This is a genomic window from Hyphomonas sp. TMED31, assembly GCF_002172815.1.
GTDB lineage: Bacteria > Pseudomonadota > Alphaproteobacteria > Caulobacterales > Hyphomonadaceae > Hyphomonas > Hyphomonas atlantica.
Map to the genome: position 1 here is coordinate 41,082 of NZ_NHCK01000014.1, position 25,909 is coordinate 66,990.

The following is a 25,909-nucleotide window of genomic DNA, read 5'->3' on the forward strand; positions in this document are numbered from 1 at the left end:
GCGCCTATATAGAACCCATGCACAGCAATACAGGGAGGGCACATGCCCTGGGATGACAAGACTAAATCCAGCGGCCCTTGGGGCGGCGAGGGTGGAAACAATGGAGGCGGCAAGGATGGCGACTCTCCATGGAACCGGCCTGGCGGCTCTGGCGGCAGCGGGGGCAATGACCTCGAAGAACAGATGCGGCGCATGCAGGAACGCTTTCGCCAGCGCGGCGGCGGCGGTGGAAATCGCCGTGGCGGCGGAGGCGGTAGCGGGACGAATTTCGGTCCGCTAGGCTTTCTCGTCATTGCCGGTATCGCCCTGCTCGCATGGCTGTCCACCAGCGTCGTGATGGTGGATCCGGGCCAGCAGGCCTCTGTCTTCCGCTTCGGNAAATGGCAAACGAATTTCGGGCCCGGCCTGCACTTCCACCTGCCCGCTCCGTTCGAACAGCACGAACTGGTAGAAGTTGAGGCNCGCCGGAAAACCGAAATCGGCCAGACCATCGACGAAAGCCTGATGCTGACCGAAGACGAGAACATCGTCGACNTGCAATTCTCCGTCTTCTGGCGCGTGCGCCCGGATGCGCCNCANGANTACATNCTGAACGTGCGCCAACCGGACATTGCCGTCGAAATGGTCGCGGAATCGGTGATGCGCGAAGTCGTCGGCAAGACGAAACTGCAAAGCGTGATCACCACAGAGCGGGACGTTGTTCAGAACGAGGTCGCCCAACAGGTTCAAACCTTGCTGGATGACTATCGCGCCGGGATTCGCATCCTGAGTATCCAGATCGACAAGGCTGACCCGCCCCAGCAGGTCATCGAGGCCTTCAACGATGTGAACGTCGCCGAACAGGACGCCGAGACCAACATCAACCAGGCCACGCAGTACGCCAACCAGATCGTGCCNCAGGCGCGGGGTACGGCCCAGCGCCTGCTCCAGGAAGCTGAAGGCTATCGTGACCAGATCGTCGCNGACGCNCAGGGTGAAGCGTCNCGCTTCGAACAGATCTATGAGGAGTACCGCAAGGCGCCGCGCGTCACGCGGGAACGCATGTATCTCGAAACCATGGANCGCGTGCTTGAACGCACTGAAAAGACCATTCTCGACAGCCAGTCCGGCGCAGTGCCCTATCTGCCGCTGGATCGGGTGCAGTCCGGTAACCGCGGAGGACAGAACTGATGCGTAACCTTAGCTGGCTGGCACTTGCCCTGATCGCGATTGTCGTGGTCGCCATCGTGAACTCTTTCTATGTCGTGCGCCAGGATGAGCAGGCCCTGATCCTTCAGGTCGGTGAACCGCGCGCTGTCATCAACCCACCCGGCACGGATGAAGCCGGTCTCTACTTCAAGATCCCGGTCATCCAGACCGTCGAGAAGCTGGACCGCAAGAATCTCGGCCTCGACATCGAGAACATCGAAGTCCTGGCGTCGGACCAGCGCCGTCTGGATGTTGACGCTTTCGTCCGGTGGCGCATCAGCGATCCGCTGAAATTCTATCAGAGCCTTCGCGACATTCGCCGCGCCTCGACCCAGCTGAATGATGTGACCAAAGCATCTATCCGTGAAGTCATGGGTGACGTGCCGGTGCCGGAAATCATCTCCGGTCAGCGTGCCGAACTGATGGACAATATCCGCTCGAAAGTGGCCGCTGAACTCGCCGATGATGGTATTTCCATCGTAGACGTACGAATTCGTCAGGCAGACTTGCCGCGCGAAGTGGCAAACGGTGTCTACAGCCGGATGCAGACAGCGCGTAAGCAGGAAGCCGAACGTATCCGGGCCGAGGGCGAAGAACGTGCCCGCCTGATCCGCGCCCAGGCTGAACGTGAAAAGACCGTGATTGAAGCCCAGGCCCGCGAACAGTCGGAAATCATCCGGGGTGAAGGCGACGCCCTCTCCACCGAGATTTACGCCAACGCCTATGGCAAGGACCCGGAATTCTTCCGGTTCCAGAGAGCCCTCATTGCCTGCGAGAAGTCTCTCCGTGAAGGCACACGCATCGTGGTTGGCCCGGATTCTCTCGGCCTGTGCGACGAGTTCATCAATCGGGCCCGTGCAAATGGCGGCTCCCGTTAGGGCCCGGCGAAGATGAGCCTGCAACTGATCCTGCTCGGGATCGGCATGTGGTTGTTTTTGGAGGGGGTGGCCTATGCGGCCGCCCCCGACTTCATGCGGCGCCTGGCAGAATATCTCTCCCGCATGCCCCCGCGGGAGATCGCTTTGGCCGGCATCGGATCGGCCGCTGTGGGCGCGATCCTCATTGTCATTGCAGTCCGCGTCCTCTGAACCTGTTGCAACACGCCCGCAAAGCGCCATAGTTTAAAAATATTGCTGTAGATTGTGCTTCGAAAGGAGGCTCAGCGGCCTATGCGCATTTCGGCCCTTGCTGCCTTGATCCTGATGAGTTCGGCGTCCGCCGCCCTGCCTGCCCATGCACAGGCGAGCCTGTCTGAACGCGTTGATGGAATTGACCAGAAGGTCCAGCCGCAAAGTTTCCGGGATCTGTCGAAACGACTGATGCCCGCCGTGGTGAACATCTCCACCTCGCAAACCATTGCGCCTGACGGCATGCCGACCTTCCCGGAAGGGTCGCCAATGGAGCGCTTCAATGAGTTCTTTGGGCGCGACGAAGAAGGGTTCCGCCGTGAGGGCTCGCTCGGGTCCGGCTTTGTCATTTCGCCAGACGGCATCATCATCACGAACAATCATGTGATCGAGAACGCCGACGAGATCGACATCAATTTCTCGAATGGCCGCGTGCTGAAGGCTGAACTGATCGGCCGCGACAGCGATACAGACCTTGCGGTTCTCAAGGTCGAGTCATCGACCCCCCTTCCCTTTGTGGACCTTGCAGACAGCGACAAGGCCGAAGTTGGCGACTGGGTGATCGCAATCGGCAATCCGTTCGGCTTTGGCGGATCGGTTTCTGCCGGCATTATCTCCGCGCGCAACCGTGATCTCAACGCAGGTCGCTCAGATGACTTCATTCAGACCGACGCAGCCATCAACCGCGGGAATTCCGGCGGTCCATTGTTCAATCTTGGTGGCGAAGTTGTTGGCGTGAACACGGCCATCATCTCACCAACAGGTGGCTCTGTCGGTATCGGCTTCTCGGTGCCAGCCAATCTGGTGAAGCGCATCTCCGACCAGCTGATCAAGGAAGGCCGCGTCCGCCGCGCCTGGCTGGGCGTGAATGTGCAGGACGCAGATGAAACGCTGGTCCGCGCTTACAAGGCCACTGGCAAGGGCGGCGTGATCATCACAAGGATCACTGATGACGGCCCCGCTGCAAACTCCGATATGGAAGTTGGGGATCTCGTGCTGCGCTTCGACGGCCAGACCGTCACCAGCGTGCGCGAACTTACCCGCCTCATCTCTGACACCGAAATTGGCCGAACCGTGCCAATCGCGCTCGTCCGCGATGGCAAGGCGCGAACCGTCAATGTCACGCTCGGAGAGCTGGAAGATGATGACACAACGGAAGAACTGAATGCGGCGCTCGACGCCCCGGCCAGCTCAAACGATCTCGGCGCAGAGCTTACCAGCCTCGATGATGATGTCCGACGGCGCTACGGCATTCCGAATGATGTTGATGGCGTTGCGGTGACCACTGTGTCTGCACGTGGCCGCTCCTTCGGCAAACTGCGCCGCGGCGATGTGGTGATGGAAGTGAACTTTGAGCGCGTCTCGACTGTATCCGACACGATCAGCAAGGTCGAAACAGCCATGACCACACCGCACCAGCCCTTGTTGCTGCGTGTGAAGCGTCGCGGCGAGGCCGGCTGGTTCGATCAGTTCATCTCTATCGACCTGACCAATTCCTGATCAGCCGGTTACGAACTCATCAACATGATAGCCCTGGAAGAACAGGGCCGTGTGCAAATCTGTGTGCGTGATGGCGGCGTGCGCCTCCGCCGCAACAATGGGCTTGGCCTTGTAGGCAATGCCCAGTCCCGCTGCCTTGATCATGGCAAGATCATTGGCGCCATCGCCCAGCGCAATCGCATCCGCGCGGCCAAGCCCGTTCTCGGCTGACACTTCGTCCAGCGCCGACAGCTTCGCCTCACGGCCGAGGATTGGCAGGCCAACCTCCCCTGTCAGGGCGGCGCCGTCATCAATCAGCGTGTTGCCGCGATGGGCGACAAAGCCCGCCTCTTCCGCCACGCGGCCAGTGAAGAAAGTGAACCCGCCAGACACCAGCACCGTGACAGCGCCGTTCGCCTTCATCGTCTCAACCAGCGTCTTCGCGCCCGTATTCAGCGTGATGCGCGCATCATAAGCATCCTGCAGCGCTTTGAGGTCCAGCCCCTTGAGCATCGCGACGCGGGTCGTGAGGGCGCCTTCGAAGTCCAGCTCTCCACGCATCGCGCGCTCGGTGATCGCCGACACTTCGGCTTTCAGACCGGCGAAGTCTGCCAGTTCGTCCAGGCATTCCTGGCCAATGATCGTGGAATCCATATCCGAAATCAGCAGGCGCTTGCGCCGGTTTTCGCCAGGCAAGAACGCTGCGTCCATCTCGGCTTCATGCAATGCTGAGAGCACAGGCTGAAGCATTTCTGACGGCAGAGTGGGTATAATGGCCTCGACGGCCGCAACATCTCCCATCTGGCCAAGACTTGTGATCGCCTCCACGCGGGTTGCGGGTGCAATGTCGCGCAAGATCATGCTGAGACGCGAGGCGATATTGTCCTCAGGGGCATTTGCGGCGGCAACAAGGATCATCGAATTCACTGCTTTCTCGTTCATTCCCGCCTCATCACGGGTTTCCTAGCCGCTGACAAGCCCTTACCGTTATGAAGATGACACCAGCCATCCTTATTCACGGGCCAACAGCCAGCGGAAAAACCGCGCTCGCCATAGATGTTGCACGTCGCCTGGGCGGCGAAGTGGTCAACGCAGACTCGATGCAGGTCTACCGGGACCTGCAAGTGATCTCGGCCCGCCCAACCGAGGAAGAGATGGACGGCGTGCCGCACCATTTGTTCGGTCACGTCGATGCAGCGCATCGTTATTCCACCGGCGACTGGCTGGAAGAAGTGCGCGCCACAATCCGCAACCTGGAACTGAGGGGCAAGCGCGCCATCCTTGTCGGCGGCACTGGACTCTACCTGCTGGCCATGACGCAGGGCCTGTCCAACATTCCGCCCGTGCCGGAAGATGTGCGCGCGGATGTCCGGGCTATCGCAGATGCCGAGGGGGCAGAAGGCCTGCGCGACCGCCTCACCCCCGTGGACCCGGAAACAGCTGCGCGGCTCGGCACGGGAGACCGCCAGCGGCTTGCCCGCGCCTATGAGGTCTATCTGGCCACCGGCAAGCCGATCACCGATTTCCAGAAGAACCGCCAGCCGCCGGTCCTGAAGGATGGCGAATGGATCGGCTTTGCGCTCACCCCNCCTCGGGCAAAACTCTATCAGAAGATCGATCGCCGCTTTGAAGGCATGCTGATGCAAGGGGCGATGGAAGAGGCCCGCCAGCTCATAAAACGCGACCTCGATCCCGAACTTCCTGCAATGAAAGCACATGGAATGCCGTGGCTGGCNGCCTTTGCGCGCGGAGAGATAACGGCAGAATTTGCCGCAGAAAACGCCAAACGCGACACAAGACGCTACGCAAAGCGACAATTCACGTGGATTGGTCGCCANTTTCCCTTCTGGCCGCGCATACCTTCACCCGAACCGGAAGACCGTTTGAGGGTTATTCTTGCCTTGTATAGGGAGATTGACAGCCCGGTTGAGGCAGATTATTCCTGATCCCCGACGTTGGAGGAAACGCACCGTGCGCACGAATGTGGTACTCGTTATTAAGCACCCGTGATTGGCTTTGAGTAAGCCAATTGCGGGTGCGCGCACATCAAGGGGCTCCATCGGGGCCCTTTTTCTTTTCCGATACAGTCCAGACCCAGCCCGACCAGAGACATTCCCATGACAACCGAAACCAAGACCAAGCCCGCCGCTGAAACCTTGACCATGACTGGCGCCGAGATCGTCATCACGGCCCTCAAGGAGCAAGGCGTGGAAGTCATGTTCGGGTATCCGGGCGNCGCGGTGCTACCCATCTATGATGCGCTCTACAGCACTGAAGGGCTCAGCCACATTCTGGTGCGCCACGAACAGGGCGCAGGNCATGCCGCNGAGGGCTATGCCCGCTCGACCGGCCGGCCTGGCGTTTGCCTNGTCACCTCCGGCCCCGGCGCGACGAACATGGTCACGCCNATNGCCGATGCGATGATGGACTCCATTCCGATGGTTGTCCTGACAGGTCAGGTGCCGACACATCTGATCGGCACGGACGCGTTNCAGGAGTGCGACACGACNGGCATTACCCGCACCTGCGCCAAGCACAATTANCTCGTCACCGATGTGAACGATTTGGCCCGCACNATCCACGAGGCTTTTCTGATTGCGAAGTCCGGTCGTCCCGGTCCGGTCGTGGTCGACATTCCGAAAGATATCCAGTTCGCCACCGGCACCTATATCGGCAAGGATGGCGTCCACAAGCCGACCTACCACCCGAACACCACGCCCCAGCCNGAAGCCATCTCCGCAATCGTGGATTTGATGCTCCATGCGCGGCGGCCGGTCTTCTATACGGGTGGCGGCGTCATCAATTCCGGGCCGGAAGCCTCCCGCCTGCTGCGCGAATTGCAGAAGGCCACCGGGTATCCGGTGACCTCCACCCTGATGGGNCTGGGCGCCTTCCCGGCCTCTCACAAGGACTGGCTGGGCATGGTCGGCATGCATGGCAGTTTCGAGGCCAATAATGCCATGCACGACTGTGACCTGATGATCTGCGTCGGCGCGCGCTTTGACGACCGGGTGACCGGCCGCATTGATGCCTTCTCCCCGAACTCTAAGAAGGTCCACATCGACATCGANCCGTCTTCGATCAACAAGATCGTNCGCGTCGACATTCCGGTNATCGCAGACTGCGCCGAGGCGCTGGCCGCACTCCTGAAGGAGTTCAAATCCCGCAAGGAGAAGAAGCCGGACCTGAAGCCCTGGAAACAGGAAATCGACATCTGGCGCGCGCGAAATTGCTTCGCCTACACAAATTCCGACGAGGTGATCAAACCGCAATATGCGCTGGAACGCCTGCACGCGCTGACCCGCGACCGGGAAACCTATTTCACCACCGAAGTTGGCCAGCACCAGATGTGGGCCGCGCAATTCCTGCACTTCGAGGAACCGAACCGCTGGATGACATCGGGCGGGCTTGGAACGATGGGCTATGGCCTGCCCGCCGCCGTTGGCGTTCAGGCCGCGCACCCGAATGGTCTCGTGATTGACGTTGCCGGCGAAGCNTCCATCCAGATGATGATGCAGGAATTCTCCACCGCGCTGCAGCACCGNCTGCCGGTGAAGGTCTTCATCCTGAACAATGAATGGATGGGCATGGTGCGCCAGTGGCAGGAATTGNTNCATGGNGNNCGNTATTCGNCACACCTATTCGGAGAGCCTGCCGGACTTCGTGAAACTTGCTGAAGCAATGGGCGGACATGGCATCCGATGCGACAATCCGGCTGAGCTGGACGACAAGATCCGCGAAATGATTGACCATCCCGGCCCTGTCCTGTTCGACTGCCGTGTCGAGAAGGCAGAGAATTGCCTGCCGATGATCCCGTCGGGTTCTGCCCACAATGAGATGATCCTCGGCGAGATCACAGGTGACGAAATCGGAGAGGCCGGCAAGACGCTGGTCTGACGGTCAGGGGAATGGGGCCCGTCGAACATGGAGTTTGATCATGAGCCATGCAGCAAAACATCTTTTGCACGGGTCCATTCTGCCTTTAAAAGGCGGCATGATCGGGGTTAATCGGACGGAGACACAGGCATGAGCGACGGATCGACAGGCACACCGCCCAGCGGCGGCAATCCGAAATCGGCCTATTTCCTGTCCCACGAGGATCAGGAAGTCGAACGCCGTACTCTGGCCGTCATGGTGGACAACGAACCCGGTGTGCTCGCGCGGGTCGTAGGCCTGTTCTCGGGCCGTGGCTACAACATCGACAGCCTCACCGTGGCCGAGGTGGATGCAAACGAACACCGCTCACGCATCACGATCGTGACCCAGGGCACGCCTCACATCCTCGAACAGATCGAAGCCCAGCTTCTGCGCATTGTGCCCGTTGATCAGGTGATCGATATCACCAAGTCGAAACGCGGCATTGAGCGCGAACTCGCCCTGGTAAAAGTCGCCGGAATCGGAGAGGCCCGCGTCGAAGCGCTGCGCATCTCTCAGATTTTCCGGGCAAATGTGATAGACACGACCAATGAGAGCTTCATTTTCGAGCTGACGGGTGCCTCCGACAAGATCTCGCAATTTGTCGACCTCATGCGGCCTCTGGGCCTTGTCGAAGTCAGCCGGACAGGTGTCCTGTCGATCAAGCGCGGAAAGGTGAAAGGATGAGAAAAGCAAGCCTGCTTGCCATCGCCGCCTTCTGTCTTGGTGGCACTGCCATCGCGCAGGAGAACCTGCCGGAAACGTGCCGCGGGAATGTTTCGTCGGCGGCCTATATGGCACCTGACGAAGCCGCCAAGGCCGACCTTCAGTGCGACATAGACCGCGCTGAGCGTCTGGTTGCACGCGCCAGCACAATCTTTGATGCCGATCCGGCTCCCCTGCTTCGGATCGTGGATACTGCTGCGCCGAGCGGCGCGGCCTACATCTATGACATTGTTGACTGGTCCGGAACAATGATGCTGGACGCTCGCACCGTTCCGGTTGCAGAAAATGTCCGCATCCCGATGTGCCGNGTGCAAACTCAACTGCCAGCCAATGTCGCCAATCAGGTTGCNTTGTCATTGCTCACNGCCAGCGATGCAGANTTGCCAGCCTATGGCNCCCGCGAAAAGATGATCACGAACGCAGATGGTTCGCGCAGTTTTGAACTGCTGCTGTCCTCGCACGACATCGTTACAAGCATCGAGACAACCAGCGGCCTGCGCCAGTTNTCCCGCCATGCCGAAGCCACAGATCCCATTGCCGAACTGAACCGCAGCGTCATCGGCGTCGCCAATTTTTCAGATGACTGGGTATGCCAATCCAATTGATCTGAAGTCTNATCCCCCACAATCAATCTTCCAGCGGAGCAAGTAGAGGCCCATGAAAATCTATTACGAGCAGGATGCGGACATCGCCCTCATCCAGAGCAAGAAAGTCGCCGTCATTGGCTATGGCAGCCAGGGCCACGCCCACATTCTCAACATGCGCGACAGCGGCGTGAAGAACGTCAAGGTCGGCCTCTANGAAGGCTCCCCAAGCCGCAAGAAGGCNGANGCTGAAGGCCTCGAAGTCGTCACGCCAGCAGAGGCTGCGCAATGGGCCGACGTGATCATGATCCTGATCCCGGACGAGAAGCAGGCCGTTCTGTACGCAAACGAAATCGAGCCACACCTGCGNGCGGGCCAGCACCTGATGTTCGGCCACGGCTTCAACGTTCACTACAACCTGATCCGTCCGCGTCCGGACGTTGACGTTTCCCTGTCTGCGCCGAAGGGCCCAGGCCACACGCTGCGCGCCCAATACCAGATGGGCTTTGGCNTGCCGGGTCTCGTTGCGATCCATCAGGANGCAACCGGCACCGCGAAAGACGTTGCCCTGTCTTATTCGAAAGCCATCGGCAACACCCGCGCTGGCGTGATCGAAACTTCCTTCCGCGAAGAAACCGAAACCGACCTGTTCGGTGAACAGGCTGTGCTTTGCGGCGGCATCGTCGAACTGATCAAGGCGGGTTACGAAACGCTGGTCGAGGCCGGTTACGCGCCTGAAATGGCATATTTCGAATGCCTGCACGAAACCAAGCTGATCGTGGACCTGATTTATGAAGGCGGCATCGCCAACATGAACTACTCGATCTCCAACACGGCCGAATACGGCGAATACGTTTCCGGCCCACGCGTCGTGAATTCCGAAGCCAAGGCAAACATGAAGAAGGTTCTGGAAGACATCCAGAACGGCACCTTCGCGCGCAACTGGGTTCTGGAAAACCAGGCCGGCGCACCGGGCTTCAACGCCATGCGCCAGCGCATGAACAGCCACGAGATCGAGGAAGTCGGCGAAAAGCTGCGCGGCATGATGCACTGGGCGCAGAACGACCGCCTGGTCGACAAGGCCCGCAACTAGGTCCTATTCGGGTGGACGGTCCGGCACACGGTTCATGTCCACCCGGCTTTCAATTCCCGGCACGCGGCCGGACATCGTATATTGCCAGATGTCCGGTGCGCGGCCGTCCCGGGTTCGGGGCATGACCTCGCCCAGCCCCCTCAGCCAGAGCGGATAATCGGCATAGCCGTCTGACAGCCAGTCGCGATGAAACTCCGGCGTGGTATAGATCACCGGGCGCTGACCATACTCGGCTTCCACCCTCTCCAGAAACACATCCAGTTCCGCCAGCGTCTCCGACATACTGCCGCGCGGTTCGCAATTGTGCGCATATTCCAGATCGACAGCCGGCGGCAGGCCCCCTGCCCGCACCTCGACGGACTGAATGAAATTCCCGGCCTGCGCCTCGCCGGCTCGGCACAGGCGATAGAAATGATACGCCCCGACCAGCCAGCCCCGCGCCTTGGCCTCGCGCCAATGATCCTGGAATCGCGGATCCTTCCAGTCAGTCCCCTCGGTTGCTTTCAGATAGAGGAAGTCGACCGGCGCCGCCTCGAAGGCCTCCCAGTCGATCCGGCCATTATGGTGCGACAGGTCGAGACCGGTGAATCCGGGTTGCAACATGGCGCGGTTTCCAGCGACAGATGGCGACACATCGCGACATGCGGCGACAAGGAACAACAAGGTGACGACAGTCAGAAACGGGCGCATACATTGTTTCAACACATGAATAAGGCACTGAGGCGAGCAAAACTTGCCCACTTCTTGCATGGCTTTCTTCGCCCAGCGTCTGTGAGATACAACAAATTGAAGCTATAAGGGCAATAAATTCAACACTCTGGCCGTGGTAGAGTTAACACGACCGGAAACTGGGAAAGAGTGGGCGATGGCCAGAACCGAGACCGACAGCAAGGGCCGCTCCGGCCAGGGCAGCTACATCGCCGCCGACTGCGCCCTGGAAGGCACTTTCACCTTCTCCGGCCCCCTCACCATCGCTGGACACATGAAAGGCCCCGTCAAATCTGATGCAATGGTGCTGATTGAGGCCACAGGCGAGCTGGAAGGCTCTCTGGAAGCCCCTGTGATCATCGTGCACGGTAAACTGAGCGGAACCATCACAGCCCACGAGAGCGTGGAAATCTGGACGGATGCAAAAGTAACCGGAAAAGTGACCACCCGCAGTATTCGTGTCGATGCTGGATCTTTGCTGACAGCAGACCTTGTCGTGGCCACAGAGGGCAATTTGCCCGCACATGAAAGCGCTGAAGTGCCAGACCCGACACAGGCCGCAGACTCACTGACTGGCGAACAGGAGAGAGACCCGTCTCAACCTGCACGCCCGCTGCCCGGATCGAACCTTGCGCGCAAACTGGCCGCAATGAACGAAAATCAGTAGCGGCGTTTTACGTCCTCAAGACGCTCCCACGTATAATCATCCGGCTGGTAGGCGCCCAATGTCGACAGGCGTTCACAGGCCCATTCATATTCGCGATCACAGGATTCCTGAAGTAGGCGCGTACCTTCAGGTACATTTTTGCGACCGCCCTGCCCCGTATAAACCATATTGCCCAGCGCCGCGCAGCCGCTGACATCGCCAAGGTCGCACGCCTTGTCATAGAGCCCCCGCGCCTGAACGTGGTCCACGTCCATTCCGCGCCCTTGCAGCGTCAAATAAGCAAGCCCGGAACAAGCTTCAGCGTGGCTGCCATTGCACGCCTTGCGATAGTTCTCAGCGGCCTTTTCATAATCCTGTAGTCCGCCCAGACCGCGCCGGTACATATCTCCAAGCTCGAAACAGGCCTGATAGTCGTTTGTCCCGCACGCCCGAATGGCTTCGGTACGCTTGGCACGGTTCTCTTTCAGATTTGCGCTGGCCTCCTCAAGCGCGATCTCCGCCTGGGTTCGTTCTACCTGACCATATTGGGCAATGGCGGGGAGCGCCGCAACAGACATGGCGACGGCGGACAGTGCGATGGCAAGAGTTCGCATTCGGTTTCTCCCTTTGCTTGATTAAGGATATAAGTGTCGTCACGTAGTGCGTCCACGCAATTGGCTGCTTACAGATTCGTAACGACGCGCGGCTGGGCTTGCCGAANGANAGGCTTGCTCATCATNAATGAGAAGAGACATNCAAAGGGGAACCACATGGCCGCATCAGANCANCAACCAATCGGGTCAGGATTTCACGCCAAATCCACCGCACAGGAAGTCGTCGCAGACATAGATCTGACCGGTCGCAATGCAATTGTCACCGGCGGCTATTCCGGTATCGGCCTTGAAACCGTTCGGGCGCTTGCGGGCGCAGGGGCGCGTGTCACAGTTCCGGCCCGGCGCGTGGATGCTGCCGAGGAAGCGNTGGCCAATGTGCCCGGCGAGATCGAGATCGCCGCCATGGACCTCGAAGACATTTCCAGCGTGAAGAAATTCACCTCTGACTATGAAGACACCGGCCGCGCTCTGGACATGTTGATCAACAATGCCGGCATCATGGCCTGCCCCGAAACACGTGTNGGACCNGGATGGGAGCGCCAGCTNGGCGTAAACCATCTGGCCCATATGGCGATGAGCCTGGCTCTNGCTCCGGCCCTTGAGCGTGCAGACGGTGCCCGCCTTGTGGCCCTGTCTTCCACCGCGCACGTTCGGTCAGATGTGATCTGGGACGATCCGAATTATGACAGCCACCCCTATGACAAATGGGAAGCCTACGGTCAGTCCAAGTCGGCCTGCGCCCTGTTTGCGCTCGGCGTGGATCATCGCGGCAAGGACATTGGCGTCCGGGCATTCTCAGTCCANCCAGGGGGNATCTTCACGCCTCTGCAGCGTCACCTGACAGATGAAGAAATGGCCGAACTCGGCTGGAAGAATCCAGACGGCACGATCCCGCCAATGGTGCAGGCCATGTTCAAGACCCCGGAACAGGGCGCATCNACAAGCGTCTGGGCAGCAACTGCCCCCGCCCTCGCCGACAAGGGCGGCGTTTACTGCGAAGATTGTGATATTGCAAAACTCGCTACCGAAGACAGCCAGCGTTGGGAACATGCCCGGCCCTGGATCTGTGATGACGAAAAAGCCGAACGGCTTTGGGAAATCAGTGAGGCCATGCTCAGCAAGGCCTGAGTTCGGAAAGGACTCCTCGCATGAAACACGCATTTCTGATCATGACTGCAGCGGCGCTCCTGGTCACAGCCTGCACACCGGAATATGGCGATACGCCCCCGGTCGCTTTGATGGCTGAGNAGTCCTTCGACTACGACTCGGTTTTCGTTCNAGACNGTCGGCCTGAAAGCGATTTCGANCAGTACGAGTTGCGTCACTCCAGGGAGATTCTNGCATTTACCGGCGTCCAGCCCGGNATGACGGTGTTGGACATGGAGGCTGGCGACGGCATCTATACGGAACTGTTCTCACTCGTCGTGGGCGAAGAAGGNAAGGTCTATCTGCAGAACCCGCCCGAATTCGAAGTATTCCTGGGCGACGCCGTAGAACGCCGGATGGATGGCCGCCTTCGGAATGTCACGCATATCCAGACATCGTTCGATGATTTNGAGCCGATAGGCGATCAGGAAGTCGACCTCGTTACCTGGTTCCTTGGACCACACGAGCTCTGGTACACACCGGAGGGGTCTGAACCCGGAGCGCTTGGTGATCCGGAAGTCTGCTTTTCAGAGATTTCGAGAGTCCTCGCACAAGGCGGTCACTTCGTCGTGATAGATCATCGCGCACCTGAAGGCGCACCGCCCACGACAGGCGGAGACACGCATCGGCTCGCACAGGATGTTCTGATGGAGATGATGGAAGATGTCGGGCTGAAACTGGTCGAAGAAAGTGACCTGCTCTCCAATCCTGACGATGACGGCACCGTCAACGTGTTCGATCCGTCCATCCGAAGACAGACGGATCGCTACGTTCTCAAATTCGANAAGCTCTAACGCTNANCGAAAGTGCTAGTTGGAGCTTTCCGGCTCCAGCTTGTCCTGCGTCCGCGTTTCAAAATCGCTGGCATCGTGACGTTCGCGCAGCTGTGAGGCCGGATCACCGAATGTCCGGTTCACCATGCGGCCGCGCTTGACCGGCTCGCGCTGAGCAAGCTGGTCCGTCCAGCGAATGACGTTCTTGTACTCATGTACCTGCAGGAACTCACCCGCCTCNTAGACCAGACCTTTCACCAGCGCACCATACCACGGCCAGATCGCCATATCGGCAATNGAATACTCGTCCCCGGCCATNTATTCGCGATCGGCAAGNTTGCGGTCCAGCACGTCCAGCTGGCGCTTCACCTCCATGGCGAANCGATTAATCGGATACTCGAACTTCTCTGGCGCGTAGGCATAGAAATGGCCGAAACCGCCGCCGAGATACGGCGCTGAGCCCATTTGCCAGAACAGCCAGTTCAACGCCTCAGTGCGCTTGTTGTGATCGGTCGGCAGGAAGGCGCCAAATTTCTCGGCGAGATACAACAGGATCGAGCCACTCTCGAACACCCGCGTCTTCGTGGTCGTNTCGAACATGACCGGAATTTTCGAGTTCGGATTCAGATCGACATAGCCGGAGCCGAACTGNTCNCCTTCTCCGATATTGATCAGCCAGGCGTCATACTCTGCACCCTCATGCCCAGCCGCGAGCAGTTCCTCCAGCATGATNGTGACCTTCACACCATTGGGCGTCCCNAGCGAATAGAGCTGGATCGGATGCTTGCCGACTGGCAATTCCTTGTCATGCGTCGGCCCGGCAATCGGACGGTTGATGTTCGCAAATCGCCCGCCGCTGGCCTTGTCCCAGGTCCAGACCTTTGGAGGCGTGTAAGTATTGTCGGCCATGTTTCGCGTCCTTCCTTCAACGTGTCTTGCAAACATGTAGGAAGGGAGCCGGGATTGTCAGCAAACTTCTTTGTGAGAATTCCTAAACGGCATGACGGTCAGCCTGTGTAGCCACAGTCAGGCTGGTACGCTTTCGGTNAGGAGAAGCTCCTGGTTCTGAGCCGATTTGGTCACTTTCACAGGCAACCAGCACGTCACTTCCAGGCCGCCGCCATCAACCGGCTTCATGCCGACTGTACCACCATGCAGGTCGACAAAGTGCTTCACCAGAGCCAGGCCCAGGCCTGCGCCGCGCTGGTCTCCGGATACGAAACTGTCGAAACTGGTCGCGCGTTTATCAGCCTCAAGACCCCGNCCATTGTCGCGAACGGACAAGGTNACCATGTCGCCNACACGCTGNGACGCAACGACGATTTCGCCGCCAGATTCGGTAAAGCGCAGAGAGTTCGAGATCAGATTGAACAGGATCTGCTTGATGCGGCGTTCGTCTGCGCGGATCACGCCAAGGTCGCCCATAATATCAGCGCGTACATTGATCTGCGTATCTTCCGCTTTCGACACGACCATTTCGACGCTCTCGTCAATGACATGGGCCAGGTCGACATCCTTGACGTCGAGATCCATNCGGCCCGCCTCGATCATGGCGAGATCGAGAATATTCTCNATCAGNTTGGACAGATGGTCAGACGCTGANAGNATTGCACTGACATAATCAGACTGGCGTTCTGTCAGGTCTCCATTGCGCTTGGTTTCCAGCAGCTCGGCATACCCGAAGATGACGGTGAGCGGCGAGCGCAACTGATAAGACACGTTGCGCACGAACTCTGTCTTCAACCGGTCCGCGGCTTCGAAGGCCTCGGCGCGATCGCGAAGGGCAGACTCAACGCGGCGCGTCGCCGTCACATCCGCGAAAGCGATCAGTGTGTTCCCGTCCGGCAGCGGATGGGTCAGATATGTCAGGATCGACCCGTCAGACCGGCGCATCTCGCCCGTCGTGGACTGACGCGCCCGCGCAGAGGGGTCAGTGATATGACGCTTGATGGCATCCCACACATCGAGGTCGTGGAACAGCGGCACACAGTCTTCGATCACGGCGCTGTAGTCCGGGTGATCCTTCAACGTGTCATGATCAAGCGACCAAAGGTGCTCAAATGCCTTGTTGAACAGTTTAAGCCGCCCGTCGCCGCCGAACACAACGACTGCCTCATGCAGATTGTCCAGCGTTGATGCNTGCGTCTTCACGATGGCGTTGAATTTCGTCTTCAGATCAAGCTCGCCAGTAATGTCCTTGAACAGCAACAACAGACCGCCCATCGGGTGGCGTTGACGCGTAACAGACAGTGTCCGGTCATCCGGCAAGGACCAAGTGTCCTCTTTCACGCCATCGATATCGAGATAGTAAGACAGTTCTTCTGCGCGCCACTCGGCATAATTGGTCCGCGCGGGCAGCTTGCGGCGCTCGCGCAGGCGGTCCAGCAACTGGCCGTGGTTCGGACGATCCAGCAGGAAGCTCTCGTCCAGATCCCACATGTCGCGGAAGGCCTTGTTGTAGAAGGTCAACTTTCGGTCTGCACCAAAGATCGCCACGGCATCCGCAACNTGGTTGAGGGTCTCGTCATGCGCGCGAACATGGCGGTTCAGTTCCTCGCGGGCATTCTCCTGCGCAGTGACATCGAATGCCATCGCCCCTGCTCCACCGGAAAGCGGGAAGGTCAGCACACGCATCGCCCGGCGCTCACCATTGATAATCATATGCCGCGTTTCATCGATATCGGCGCCATCTGAAATCGTCTTGCGCGCCTGATCCGCTGATGCCTGGTCCAGCATCAGTTGGCGATCCAGAACACGGTCAAGGTTCACGCCATCCACGGCTTCAATGTAAGACGGGTTCACCCATTGCAGNTTGCCCATGCCGGACACGCGCCAGGCCGGGAATGGGGCCTTGCCAAGCATATCCAGAAACGCTGTNGGGTCGCGCGCAATAACCTGCCGGGCNTCTTCCAGCTTGCCGCGNGCGGAACTTTCTTCGAGGCCCTTGATCGTTGTGTCAGTCACCCANACCACGGCGCGCGCGCCTGCTGTTCGACCATCNGCCTCAAGGAAGCGACCGGACGGACCAATGATCGTCAATGAAAACGCCTGTCCTGTGTCGCGCAGTTCGCGCATCCGAATCCGCAGCGTCGTGTCCTGACCGGAACTGTCGCGCGCCTCCAGATCAGCAAGGCCTTCAATGATCCGGACCGCCGGGTCTGGTGAAATGGCATCATCTGTAAAGCTGAGCAGCCCGGCCAACGCCACTGGAGATCCATACAGTTCTGGCGGGGTCATTTCTTCGCTGTCGGGCTCAAGCGCGTCGCCCTGCCAGACCAGAATGACGCCTGGATGCGCACCGAGAATTGAGCGGTGTTCCGCCAGAAGCGTTTCCAGATCCGAAGACCGATCCTTGTATTTACGGGCAGCACCGCGGGCGCCGTCGGAGACACGCAAGGCCCAAAGCAGGGCCGCAAGCCCCAGCGCCGTCGCGCCGGCAGACATGATGAGTGGTACCTGGTCCGCCGTAATTGCCATAGTGTCTTCAATCCAAATCGCACGAATCGGGCACCATACGGCGACCGCAACTGGTTAACGGATTGCTCCCTTTGCGTTAAGGCGGCGTTAACAAGAGGCTAATGCGAGACGGCTTCGGGGACAAGATAACTGAAACGTTATGTTGCAAAAACGCCACACCATCTTACTCTGCATCGTCAAACCTTCATGGAGTTGTCGATGCGCAACCTGATTTTTNCCTTGTCCGCCGCCGCTGTATGCGCCCTCGTCGCTCCNACTGCGGCNGGCGCAGGTGATGATGATCTGGATGAANTGGTGCGCTTGCCCGGACAGNCCTATCCCGGCCCTTCCAAACGGAAAGCCCCGCCGAATGCGCACGCACCCGATCGCTTGGTATCCGGTGGCGGCCTGATCGTGAGCTTTGACACTGACCTTGATGGCGAGGTGACGCAAGACGANCTCGCGGCTGGTATTTCGGCCGCCTTCGCAGAAGCGGACACGAATGAAGATGGTTATCTCAGCCCGCTGGAACAGCTCACCTGGGCCGAGAGCCAACCAATTCGAGACGACACGCTCGGCAATCCGGCGCGGTTCGATCCAAATCTCGACCGCCAGGCCAGCTTTGAGGAATTCAAAACGGTCTTGACGCGATTTGCGGCGGATTTCGCCAGCGAGTCCGGCAGCATCAACATCGCTGACTTGAAGGCACCGAAACCTGAAAGGCAGGATAAACCGAGATTTGCCCGGACCGAAACAGATCGGCCCCCACGCAACTAGGTAAGGATGTCGTAGAGATCCGTGCGGCGGTCTCGGAAGAAGCCCCAGGCTGCTCGTTCCCGGTCTATTTCGTCCAGATCAAACTCGGCGACGAGTACGCCCTGCTCNGTNCGCCCGAAATCGATCACGATCTCACCCGTCGGGTCGGCAATGAAACTCGTGCCGTAAAACACCTGCCCCTCTTCATCGCCGACGCGATTGGCGGCGACAACCGGGATCGTGTTCGACACAGCATGACCTTGCATGGCCCGGCGCCAGCGCGCCGCGGTGTCGAGGCTCGCATCCTGCGGCTCAGCGCCAATGGCTGTTGGGTAGAGCAGCGCGTCCGCTCCCATGAGGGACATGGCCCGCGCCGCNTCCGGGAACCATTGATCCCAGCAAATACCGACGCCGAGACGCCCCTTCATCGTGTCCCAGACACGGAAGCCAGTATCGCCCGGGCGGAAATAGTATTTTTCCTGATAGCCCGGCCCATCTGGAATGTGACTCTTGCGATAGACCCCCAGCGGTGTTCCGTCCGCATCGATCATGACAAGTGAATTGTANTAGTGCGGCCCATCCTTCTCATAGATGGANACCGGTATGACGACGCCGAGNTCCGCTGCGAGTTCCGACANTTGCTCAACAGCGGGGTGTTCTCGCCAAGGGTAGGCACGCGCAAAATGCTCTTCTTCCTGCGTCTTGCAGAAATAGTAGCCGGTAAACAGCTCCGGCGGGAGAACAACATCTGCGCCCTTCTCTGCTGCTTCACGCACAAAGGCGGCCACGCGGTCGATATTGTCCTGCTCATCGTCTGACGGCGTGAACTGAATGCTGGCAAGGGTCAGAGTGCGGGTCATGTCTGTCTCCTGNAAGTCAGGCTGGAATTTCGCGGGTCATGCAGTGGAAGCTGCCTCCGCCATTGAGGATGTGCCGCGCCGGCAAGCCAATCACCTGGCGTCCCTCAAATAAGGCGCTCAGCTCGGCCAATGCCACCAGGCTATAACGATCCTCATACACCGGTACGAGAACGACCCCATTCGTGATCGNGAAATTCATATGGCTTGCCGGAATGGGATTACCATCCTCATCCTTCACAAGACCCGGTGACGGTATGGTCGTTACTTCCAGCCCGGCCCTGCGTAGCGTTGTCTCAATCTCCTGCAAGGTTTCCGCATTCGGATCGTCATCGCCTGAGGGATGCTGGCAGATCGCATGCCCCGGAGAGATGAAACGTGCAACATTGTCGACATGGCCGTCCGTATGATCATTGAGCAGGCCATCGCCCAGCCAGATGTATTCATGGACGCCAAGCGCGTGCGAAATGGCCAATTCGATTTCGGACTGGTCGAGATCAGGATTGCGGTTTGCGTTCAACAGGCACTGCCCGGTCGTCAACAGACGGCCTGTGCCATCAGCATCAATCCCACCACCTTCAAGAACCAGATCATGAGACTCTGTAATAATGTTCTCGAAGTCTGCGATCGCCACAGCTGTTTCGGTATCGCCGGGCATCAGGTATTTCCCGCCCCACCCATTGAACCGGAACGTCTGCGCCTTTCGCGCATCGCCAGAGCCGGTAATGATCGGTCCGGTATCGCGCAGCCAAATATCTCCTGTCGGAATACGGCAGATGTCGGCGCAATCACCCACCGCTGCGCGCGCGGTTTCTTCCGCTTCATCCGAGCCCACTGCAACGCGGATCGGTACGAAGTCAGATGCCGCGCGGATAAAACCGGCGATATCGGCGCGAGGCCCGTCCAGATTGCCGCCCCACTCCTCAACAAGGCGGGGCCAGCCGACCCAAAGAGCAGCATGCGGGGCCCATTCGGGCGGGAGGTGAGGTTTCATATCAGACATTGAGCGCGCCATGCCACAGCTTGTTCCAAAGGAAAAGGGCGGCCCTTCGCAGAGCCGCCCTTCCCGATTTCAAATTACGAAGTTCAGAAGACTAGAACTCGTAACGCAGGCCGAAGCGGATNTCGTAGCGNGATGCNTCGCCCTGGCGAGATTCACAGTCACCCGCCTGGAAGTCATCAACAGCGCATACTGACGGGAAGCCAGGCTCGCGNAGGATGCCCCACTCGTCGTTCAGCAGGTTGGTGAAGTTGTCGACCACGATGAAGCCGGAAGCCTTGTGATCAAGGAAGCCAGGGAATTCCTGCTCCAGCTTGATGTCGACCTTGCCCCACCAGGAACCTTCTTCGCCGTTACGCTCTGCACCNGCAGCNAGNNANGGGNTGCCNTCGAGGTANGGNNTGAAGCCNNTNATGCTGTTCGGGTCGCCACCGAACACAACGCTGTACGGACGGCCTGACACAGCCTGGCCGAAGGCCGAGAACGTGGTCAGATTGTCACCGAAGAAGGCACGCTCGTAATTGGCGAGCGCCGTGAAGCGGTGCTTCGTGTTGTAGTCAGACGTTGAAGCGCTGACATCCTGCGGGTCACCGAATGCGCGGNTGACNTAGTTCGAGAATGCCACGGAAGACGTCATCGGGTGAACGTCTTCTGCATCTGTGTAGGCATAGCCCAGGGACCAGTCGAGACCGAAGTCATAAGACTTCGAAACCGAACCGGAAACGAGCAGNGACTTGGCATCGCTCTTNGAGTTGGTCAGCACGAAGGCTGGCTCACGAACGCTGCTGTAGGTCGGGTAGACACGGCCGTCGACTGTCGTCGTGCCGGTCTGCTCGAGGTCACCACGGATCCAGACTGCGCTGTCCTGGCTGACCGTGTAGAGGATGTCACCGGAGAGGACATACTCACCGCCGAGCGCAGGTGCGTCAGCATAGTACGTACCGCCGAGAGCGAACTTCCACTCGGATGGGATTTCGAAGTTCGGATCAAGATAGTTGATCTCGAAGTTCGAACCTTCGCCAGCAGCAACAGCGTCGATCATGGATTGTGGAACACAATAACCTGGGCCGGTCGGTACGCCATCTTCACACAGACCATAGTCGATGTCGAAGAGCGACGTCACACCGTCTTCGAGACCGAATGCACCACCGTCAGCACCGAACTGAAGCACGTTGTTGCCCGAGTAAGTGTTCGACAGCCAGACGTTCGGGTTACCACCGGAGTAGAGGCCGACACCACCGCGCAGGTCGAGATTGTCAGAGAAGTCCCACTCGAAGCCAAGACGCGGCTGGAGCAGACCTTCACCATCCAGGGTCTGACCGTTGGTGAAGCCGTAGTCAGCCAGGAAGTCCGGGTTGGTTTCCGGAGCGTCGTCAGTTGTGTACCAGTCGTAACGCAGGCCAGCNATTACGATAACGCCGTTGCCGAGGTCGATTTCGTCCTGACCGTACAGCGTGTTGATTTCGTAACCCCAGTCAGCAGCAGCATTGTTNGGGTCACCGGTTGGCGAGTTGTTGTAGTTGACGTTGTCAGCAAGGCCGAGACGGAAGTTTTCGATTGCTGGATCGAACACGCCTGGCAGGGTCGCTCCGCTGTTTGCGTCGAAGTCGATCTCGGTTTCAACGTGCTGAACGAACATGTTGAACACGTCGAGGGCTTCACGCTCATAGCCGAAGCTGAAATTGTGGTTGCCTGCCGAGTAGTAACCTTTCAGCGCGAGGCTGAGGGTTTCGTAGTAGAGCTTGTTCGCCTGACGGGAGTCGTCGCCGCCGAGGTAGACGTCTACATCGTCNGTTTCGATCGTGATCTCACCGAAGTCGGTGCCGCCAACGGAAACCTGACGGTTGTCCAGTTCGGAGTAAGCAACGCGAATCTCGGTGGAGAAATTATCGGTCCAGTCGGAATAGAGGGAACCAGCGTAAGCGGTCAGTTCTGCGCCACGCTCATAGAGGTGGTTGGAGAATTCCAGCTCATCGGAGTCACCGTCAGACTGAGCGATGTTGAAGCCATCGTTCCAGTTATAGGTGAAGGATGCGCGGTGATCATTGCTGATGTTCCAGTCGAGTTTGACNAGGATCTTCTCGTCNGAATTGTCAGCGCTGGTCGGGATNGTGCCCGGATCATAGCCATAGAGTTCCATGGCGATGTTGCGGATTTCGTCGACTTCAGCCTGCGTGATGTCAACTTCGTTGACGGCGCCAGAACCGATCGGTCCGCGGTCAAACAGGTTCACACCTTCCAGCTTNTCGTAAGCAGCGAAGAAGAACAGCTTGTCCTTGATGATCGGGCCACCAACGCCNAAACCNTAGCGGTATTCNTCATANTCACCGGTCGTGATGTCGTCGCCTTCGAGCGTGTCTGCGCGCAGGCCATCATTGGTGTAGTCACCNAAGAGGTAGCCGTGGATTTCGTTCGTACCGGACTTCGTAACAGCGTTGATGTTACAAGCGGAGAAGCCGCCATACTGAACATCAAACGGTGCCAGTTCGACAGCAACCTGCTCAACAGCGTCGTAGGAGAACGGGATACGCTCGGTTGGGTAGCCGTTGGAGTTCAGGCCGAAATTGTCGTTCATGCGAACGCCGTCAACGGTCAGTGAGTTGAAGCGGGAGTTCTTACCGCCACACTGAACAGCGTTGATGTCGCCGCGGGATTCGTCAACGTAGATACGCGGGTCGAGGCGCAGGACGTCGGTGATGTTGCGGTTGATCGCTGGCGCTTTCTGAAGCGTTTCCAGACCGAAGGAGGCCGAAGGACCNGTTGCGGTCGGTGCAAGGTCTGCAGCCGATGCAGTCACAACGATCGTGTCCTGGCGAGCTTCTGCGTCAGCAGAAAGCACGAAGTCGACCTGCGTTGCGTCGCCGAGGTTCAGGCCAACGTCTTCCAGGTACTGACCCTGCAGGTCGGTGGAAGTGACAGANACAACATAGTCGTTGGAGATCGGCAGGCTGCGGATCGTGTACTGGCCAACCTGGTTGGTCGTAGCCGTACGTGTAAGTCCTGTGGTCGGGTCAGTAACCGTCACCATCGCGCCGGCGACGGCTTGACCATCATCATTCGTGACCTGTCCACGAATGGAAGAAGTTGTAACCTGCGCCATCGCGACGCCGGCCATGCTGAGCGCAATAGCAGATACGGCTGCCCCGCGCCCGAATGTGGTCCAATTTGTCATGACTATTCCCCTAGTCGGTGATGCGCCAGCAACCGCCCCTTGCGGGTCGCCGGTACTGCGGGTCGGATAACGACACCAGATGACAGATTAGTGACAAGATCTTGAAGGTTCAGCACTAAATTCCATTCCAGCAGGCAATCGATTTGTTGCGATGCAAAAAAGACACGGTTTGAGGGCATCCCTGCGCAGATATCGTGCGATCCGGNATAATGTGTGCTTTACGGCGGCAATATAAGTCTCAGGATGAGAAGGAATCGCGCCCCATGACCGCAGCAGGATTCGATTCGTCACGTCGCTGGCAGGCAACCACCTTTTTTGCATTGGCGGTGCTGCTTGTGGTGCGGGTCACGTTCACAGGTATTTCACCATTAAATCTCTATGCGGACGAAGCCCAGTACTGGCGCTGGGGNGAGACTCTTGAATGGGGCTATTATTCCAAGCCTCCGATGATCGCCTGGGTCATCCATGCGGTCACGTCTGTATTGGGCAATGCAGAATGGGCTGTGCGTCTGCCCGCGGCCTTCCTTCACACGGCTGGCGCAGTCTTCATCTACTTCCTTGCGCGCGACATGTACGGCCACCGCGTGGGCATGTTCGCCAGCCTTGGCTATGCACTCATGCCGGCGGTCATTCTCTCCTCTGTNGTCATCTCGACAGATGGCGTGCTGATGCCCTTCTGGTGCGCTGCTTTGTGGGCACTCTGGAGGCTGCGAAACGAGAATGGTGGCTGGATCAGCGCAGTTGGCCTTGGCGCTGCGGTCGGATTTGGCTTCCTGTCCAAATACGCCATGCTGTATTTCGCGATCGGCACCTTGCTCGTACTGCTACTTGATCAACAGAGTCGCCGCGCACTGATATCGTTTAAAGGCTTGGCCGCGCTCAGCATTGCAGCGGCCATCTTCGCGCCGCACCTCCTCTGGAATGCGGCAAACGATTTCAAGACCGTCAGCCATACGGTCGACAATGCAAATCTCGGTGGTGACCTTATAAATCCCGAAAATGCGCTCACCTTCCTGGTTGATCAACTCGGCGTATTCGGCCCGATCAGCTTCNTGGCACTATTTTTCGGNATATTCNTCATGCGCAGCGAAGATGACGGCATCATGGGTCGGGATCGCTGGTTGCTCTGTTTCATCCTGCCAGTCCTGCTCATCATTCTCGGGCAAGCCGTCCTGTCTCGCGCAAACGCGAATTGGGCAGCAACCGCCTATCCGGCCGCCTGCGTGCTGGTTGCCGCTTGGCTCGCTCGCGCAAGGCCGAACCGGAATCTTTGGTACATCATTGCCGCTGTCAGTTTCCTTGCTTTCCTGCTCGCGCCAGACGTGTCGCTCCTCACGCGCATGCTGATTGGTTCGGTTGTCGCGGTGTCCATTCTTGGCTTCGGACATTTCATGCGCCACTCGCCCTCAGGCCTGCTCTGGACCAGCCTCGCACTACATGGCGTTCTGATGGTGACCTTCATGACGATCGCGCTATTGCCAGCATCGACAACGACCGCGCTCGGCTTTGACAATGCGCTGAAACGCACACGCGGCTGGGACGCCGCAGCGGAGCAGGTATTTGCCCGCGCTGACGAATTCAACGCGACTTCCGTCCTCGTGGATGAACGCGAAGCATGGCACGGGCTAGACTATTACGCCCGTGACCGGACTACGCCGATGATCTCCTGGCGGCGCTATGCGGGGCCGAAGAGCTTTTCCGAAGCCCAGCCTCTGGAAGGCGACCTCGCCGAACGTGTTCTTGTCGCCTCACTTCACTCCGGCATGAGACCCAAGCTGCGCAGTGATTTCCGATCTTTCGAACATGTTGGTGCGGTNACAATACCACTCGGCACGCGCAGCAATGGCTGCCCCATCGTTCGGGAATTCCAACTCTATATCGGGACGGGATATGCGCGTCAGGAGCGCACGCAGGAATGGGAAGCCAAATTTGACGGACAGACCGAATTCAAGCCGCCCCCCTGCCCGCCTGTTCCGGGTCAGTGATCCGAAGCGCTATTGCCCCAAAGATCCTTAACCCGGCCATCACGGCCACATGACGCGCGATAATAGCGGTACTTGAGTGGGTTCTTCTTGTAATAATTCTGATGATAGCCTTCGGCTGGCCAGAAGGTGCTCGCCTGGAGCACCGGNGTNACNACAGGNTCTTTCAGAATTTCGGACTCNTCGATCTCGGCNATNTCGGCTTCCGCAATGGCGCGCTCATCCGCCGTGGCAACAAACACAGCTGTTCGATAGCTGTCGCCCTTGTCGCAGAACTGTCCGTAGGGATCCGTTGGGTCCACATGCCGGAAGAAGAAATCGACGAGCGTTTCATAGCTCACAACGTCCGGATCATAGGTGACTTTCACCGCCTCATAATGTCCGGTGTTTTCCTTTGAAACCTGTTCATAGGTCGGATTGGCAAGCTCACCACCCGTGTACCCGGAAACCGTATCAAACACGCCTTCAACCTTGTCGAAATCTGCCTCGACACACCAGAAGCACCCTCCCGCAAAAATCGCGGTCGACAAGCGTTTCGCGCTTGGCTCTGAAACAGGCTGATTCTCGGCGCCGGCATTGGAAAAGAAGGCAAGCGCCATTGCGGCCAGGCCGGCAGCAACGGTCAATGTGGGGGCGGACGGTAAACGCATATCTGAACCCGGTACTCTAAACTCTCGCGGCAAAACC

The 25,909-nt window shown here is 58.7% G+C and carries 19 protein-coding genes and 1 pseudogene; 11 read left to right on the forward strand and 9 right to left on the reverse strand.

What is annotated here, in order from left to right; genetic code table 11:
- Positions 1-42: 42 nt before the first annotated feature.
- The 4 genes from hflK to CBB91_RS02050 all read left to right on the forward strand — a co-directional run bounded on the left by hflK (position 43) and on the right by CBB91_RS02050 (position 3,815).
- Positions 43-1,170, forward strand: a complete 1,128-nt coding sequence (gene hflK, locus CBB91_RS02035) for an FtsH protease activity modulator HflK (RefSeq protein WP_273011533.1) — start codon at positions 43-45, stop codon at positions 1,168-1,170.
- Complete coding sequence (locus CBB91_RS02040) at positions 1,170-2,066, forward strand: protease modulator HflC (RefSeq protein WP_035547085.1); 897 nt, start codon at positions 1,170-1,172, stop codon at positions 2,064-2,066. The genes hflK and CBB91_RS02040 overlap by 1 nt, the downstream gene beginning before the upstream one ends.
- Before the next feature lie 12 nt (positions 2,067-2,078).
- Positions 2,079-2,276: a DUF2065 domain-containing protein gene (locus CBB91_RS02045; protein ID WP_035547089.1), complete on the forward strand. Its 198-nt coding sequence runs from the start codon at positions 2,079-2,081 to the stop codon at positions 2,274-2,276.
- An 81-nt stretch (positions 2,277-2,357) separates the two neighbouring features.
- The gene (locus CBB91_RS02050) at positions 2,358-3,815 is read left to right on the forward strand and encodes a Do family serine endopeptidase (protein ID WP_035547094.1); all 1,458 of its coding nucleotides are present in this window, start codon (positions 2,358-2,360) and stop codon (positions 3,813-3,815) included.
- Here CBB91_RS02050 and serB read toward each other — a convergent pair whose 3' ends face one another.
- Positions 3,816-4,736, reverse strand: coding sequence for a phosphoserine phosphatase SerB (gene serB, locus CBB91_RS02055; RefSeq protein WP_273011538.1), 921 nt, complete (start codon positions 4,734-4,736; stop codon positions 3,816-3,818).
- A 53-nt stretch (positions 4,737-4,789) separates the two neighbouring features.
- Between serB and miaA the strand changes: the two genes are divergently transcribed.
- From miaA to ilvC, 4 genes and pseudogenes are all read left to right on the forward strand, one after another.
- Positions 4,790-5,740, forward strand: coding sequence for a tRNA (adenosine(37)-N6)-dimethylallyltransferase MiaA (gene miaA / locus CBB91_RS02060; protein ID WP_273011541.1), 951 nt, complete (start codon positions 4,790-4,792; stop codon positions 5,738-5,740).
- Between the two features lie 171 nt (positions 5,741-5,911).
- Positions 5,912-7,691, forward strand: a pseudogene (locus tag CBB91_RS02065) (acetolactate synthase 3 large subunit).
- 129 nt (positions 7,692-7,820) lie between these two features.
- Entirely contained in the window at positions 7,821-8,396 is a 576-nt protein-coding gene (gene ilvN, locus CBB91_RS02070) for an acetolactate synthase small subunit (protein ID WP_273011546.1), read from the forward strand.
- Positions 8,397-9,092: 696 nt separating this feature from the next.
- Entirely contained in the window at positions 9,093-10,112 is a 1,020-nt protein-coding gene (ilvC, locus tag CBB91_RS02075) for a ketol-acid reductoisomerase (RefSeq protein WP_273011549.1), read from the forward strand.
- Positions 10,113-10,115: 3 nt separating this feature from the next.
- Here ilvC and CBB91_RS02080 read toward each other — a convergent pair whose 3' ends face one another.
- A complete protein-coding gene (locus tag CBB91_RS02080; RefSeq protein ID WP_273011551.1) occupies positions 10,116-10,802 on the reverse strand; it encodes a GH25 family lysozyme in 687 nt (228 codons plus the stop codon).
- Positions 10,803-10,977: 175 nt separating this feature from the next.
- Between CBB91_RS02080 and CBB91_RS02085 the strand changes: the two genes are divergently transcribed.
- Positions 10,978-11,487 (forward strand): polymer-forming cytoskeletal protein, encoded by a 510-nt coding sequence (locus tag CBB91_RS02085; RefSeq protein ID WP_035547109.1) that lies wholly within the window; start codon positions 10,978-10,980, stop codon positions 11,485-11,487.
- Here CBB91_RS02085 and CBB91_RS02090 read toward each other — a convergent pair.
- Entirely contained in the window at positions 11,481-12,080 is a 600-nt protein-coding gene (locus tag CBB91_RS02090) for a tetratricopeptide repeat protein (protein ID WP_273011552.1), read from the reverse strand. The two genes, CBB91_RS02085 and CBB91_RS02090, sit on opposite strands and share 7 nt — an antisense overlap.
- Before the next feature lie 156 nt (positions 12,081-12,236).
- Between CBB91_RS02090 and CBB91_RS02095 the strand changes: the two genes are divergently transcribed.
- Positions 12,237-13,208 carry an oxidoreductase gene (locus CBB91_RS02095; RefSeq protein WP_273011553.1) on the forward strand — a complete coding sequence of 324 codons (972 nt, stop codon included), beginning with the start codon at positions 12,237-12,239 and terminating at the stop codon, positions 13,206-13,208.
- A gap of 827 nt (positions 13,209-14,035) precedes the next feature.
- On the opposite strand, the gene yghU is transcribed toward CBB91_RS02095, so the two are convergent.
- The 5 genes from yghU to CBB91_RS02120 form a co-directional block, all read right to left on the reverse strand.
- On the reverse strand, positions 14,036-14,908 hold the full coding sequence (yghU, locus tag CBB91_RS02100; protein WP_273011557.1) for a glutathione-dependent disulfide-bond oxidoreductase: 873 nt from the start codon (positions 14,906-14,908) through the stop codon (positions 14,036-14,038).
- A gap of 117 nt (positions 14,909-15,025) precedes the next feature.
- Complete coding sequence (locus CBB91_RS02105; RefSeq protein WP_273011560.1) at positions 15,026-17,476, reverse strand: PAS domain-containing sensor histidine kinase; 2,451 nt, start codon at positions 17,474-17,476, stop codon at positions 15,026-15,028.
- Positions 17,477-18,228: 752 nt separating this feature from the next.
- Positions 18,229-19,071, reverse strand: a complete 843-nt coding sequence (gene aguB / locus CBB91_RS02110) for an N-carbamoylputrescine amidase (protein ID WP_273011562.1) — start codon at positions 19,069-19,071, stop codon at positions 18,229-18,231.
- A gap of 16 nt (positions 19,072-19,087) precedes the next feature.
- The gene (locus CBB91_RS02115; RefSeq protein WP_273011565.1) at positions 19,088-20,062 is read right to left on the reverse strand and encodes an agmatine deiminase family protein; all 975 of its coding nucleotides are present in this window, start codon (positions 20,060-20,062) and stop codon (positions 19,088-19,090) included.
- A 100-nt stretch (positions 20,063-20,162) separates the two neighbouring features.
- Positions 20,163-23,240, reverse strand: a complete 3,078-nt coding sequence (locus CBB91_RS02120) for a TonB-dependent receptor (RefSeq protein ID WP_273011566.1) — start codon at positions 23,238-23,240, stop codon at positions 20,163-20,165.
- Positions 23,241-23,503: 263 nt separating this feature from the next.
- Between CBB91_RS02120 and CBB91_RS02125 the strand changes: the two genes are divergently transcribed.
- Positions 23,504-25,225: a glycosyltransferase family 39 protein gene (locus CBB91_RS02125; protein ID WP_273011567.1), complete on the forward strand. Its 1,722-nt coding sequence runs from the start codon at positions 23,504-23,506 to the stop codon at positions 25,223-25,225.
- Here CBB91_RS02125 and msrA read toward each other — a convergent pair.
- Positions 25,219-25,872 (reverse strand): peptide-methionine (S)-S-oxide reductase MsrA, encoded by a 654-nt coding sequence (gene msrA / locus CBB91_RS02130; protein WP_273011569.1) that lies wholly within the window; start codon positions 25,870-25,872, stop codon positions 25,219-25,221. The two genes, CBB91_RS02125 and msrA, sit on opposite strands and share 7 nt — an antisense overlap.
- Positions 25,873-25,909: the final 37 nt, after the last annotated feature.

Excerpts from the sequence above, each read along its gene's own strand:
- CBB91_RS02085 (WP_035547109.1), top strand. The coding sequence starts at position 10,978 with ATGGCCAGAACCGAGACCGACAGCAAGGGCCGCTCCGGCCAGGGCAGC.
- ilvN (WP_273011546.1), top strand. The coding sequence starts at position 7,821 with ATGAGCGACGGATCGACAGGCACACCGCCCAGCGGCGGCAATCCGAAA.
- CBB91_RS02045 (WP_035547089.1), top strand. The coding sequence starts at position 2,079 with ATGAGCCTGCAACTGATCCTGCTCGGGATCGGCATGTGGTTGTTTTTG.
- CBB91_RS02050 (WP_035547094.1), top strand. The coding sequence starts at position 2,358 with ATGCGCATTTCGGCCCTTGCTGCCTTGATCCTGATGAGTTCGGCGTCC.
- CBB91_RS02040 (WP_035547085.1), top strand. The coding sequence starts at position 1,170 with ATGCGTAACCTTAGCTGGCTGGCACTTGCCCTGATCGCGATTGTCGTG.
- CBB91_RS02090 (WP_273011552.1), bottom strand. The coding sequence starts at position 12,080 with ATGCGAACTCTTGCCATCGCACTGTCCGCCGTCGCCATGTCTGTTGCG.
- CBB91_RS02080 (WP_273011551.1), bottom strand. The coding sequence starts at position 10,802 with ATGCGCCCGTTTCTGACTGTCGTCACCTTGTTGTTCCTTGTCGCCGCA.
- serB (WP_273011538.1), bottom strand. The coding sequence starts at position 4,736 with ATGAACGAGAAAGCAGTGAATTCGATGATCCTTGTTGCCGCCGCAAAT.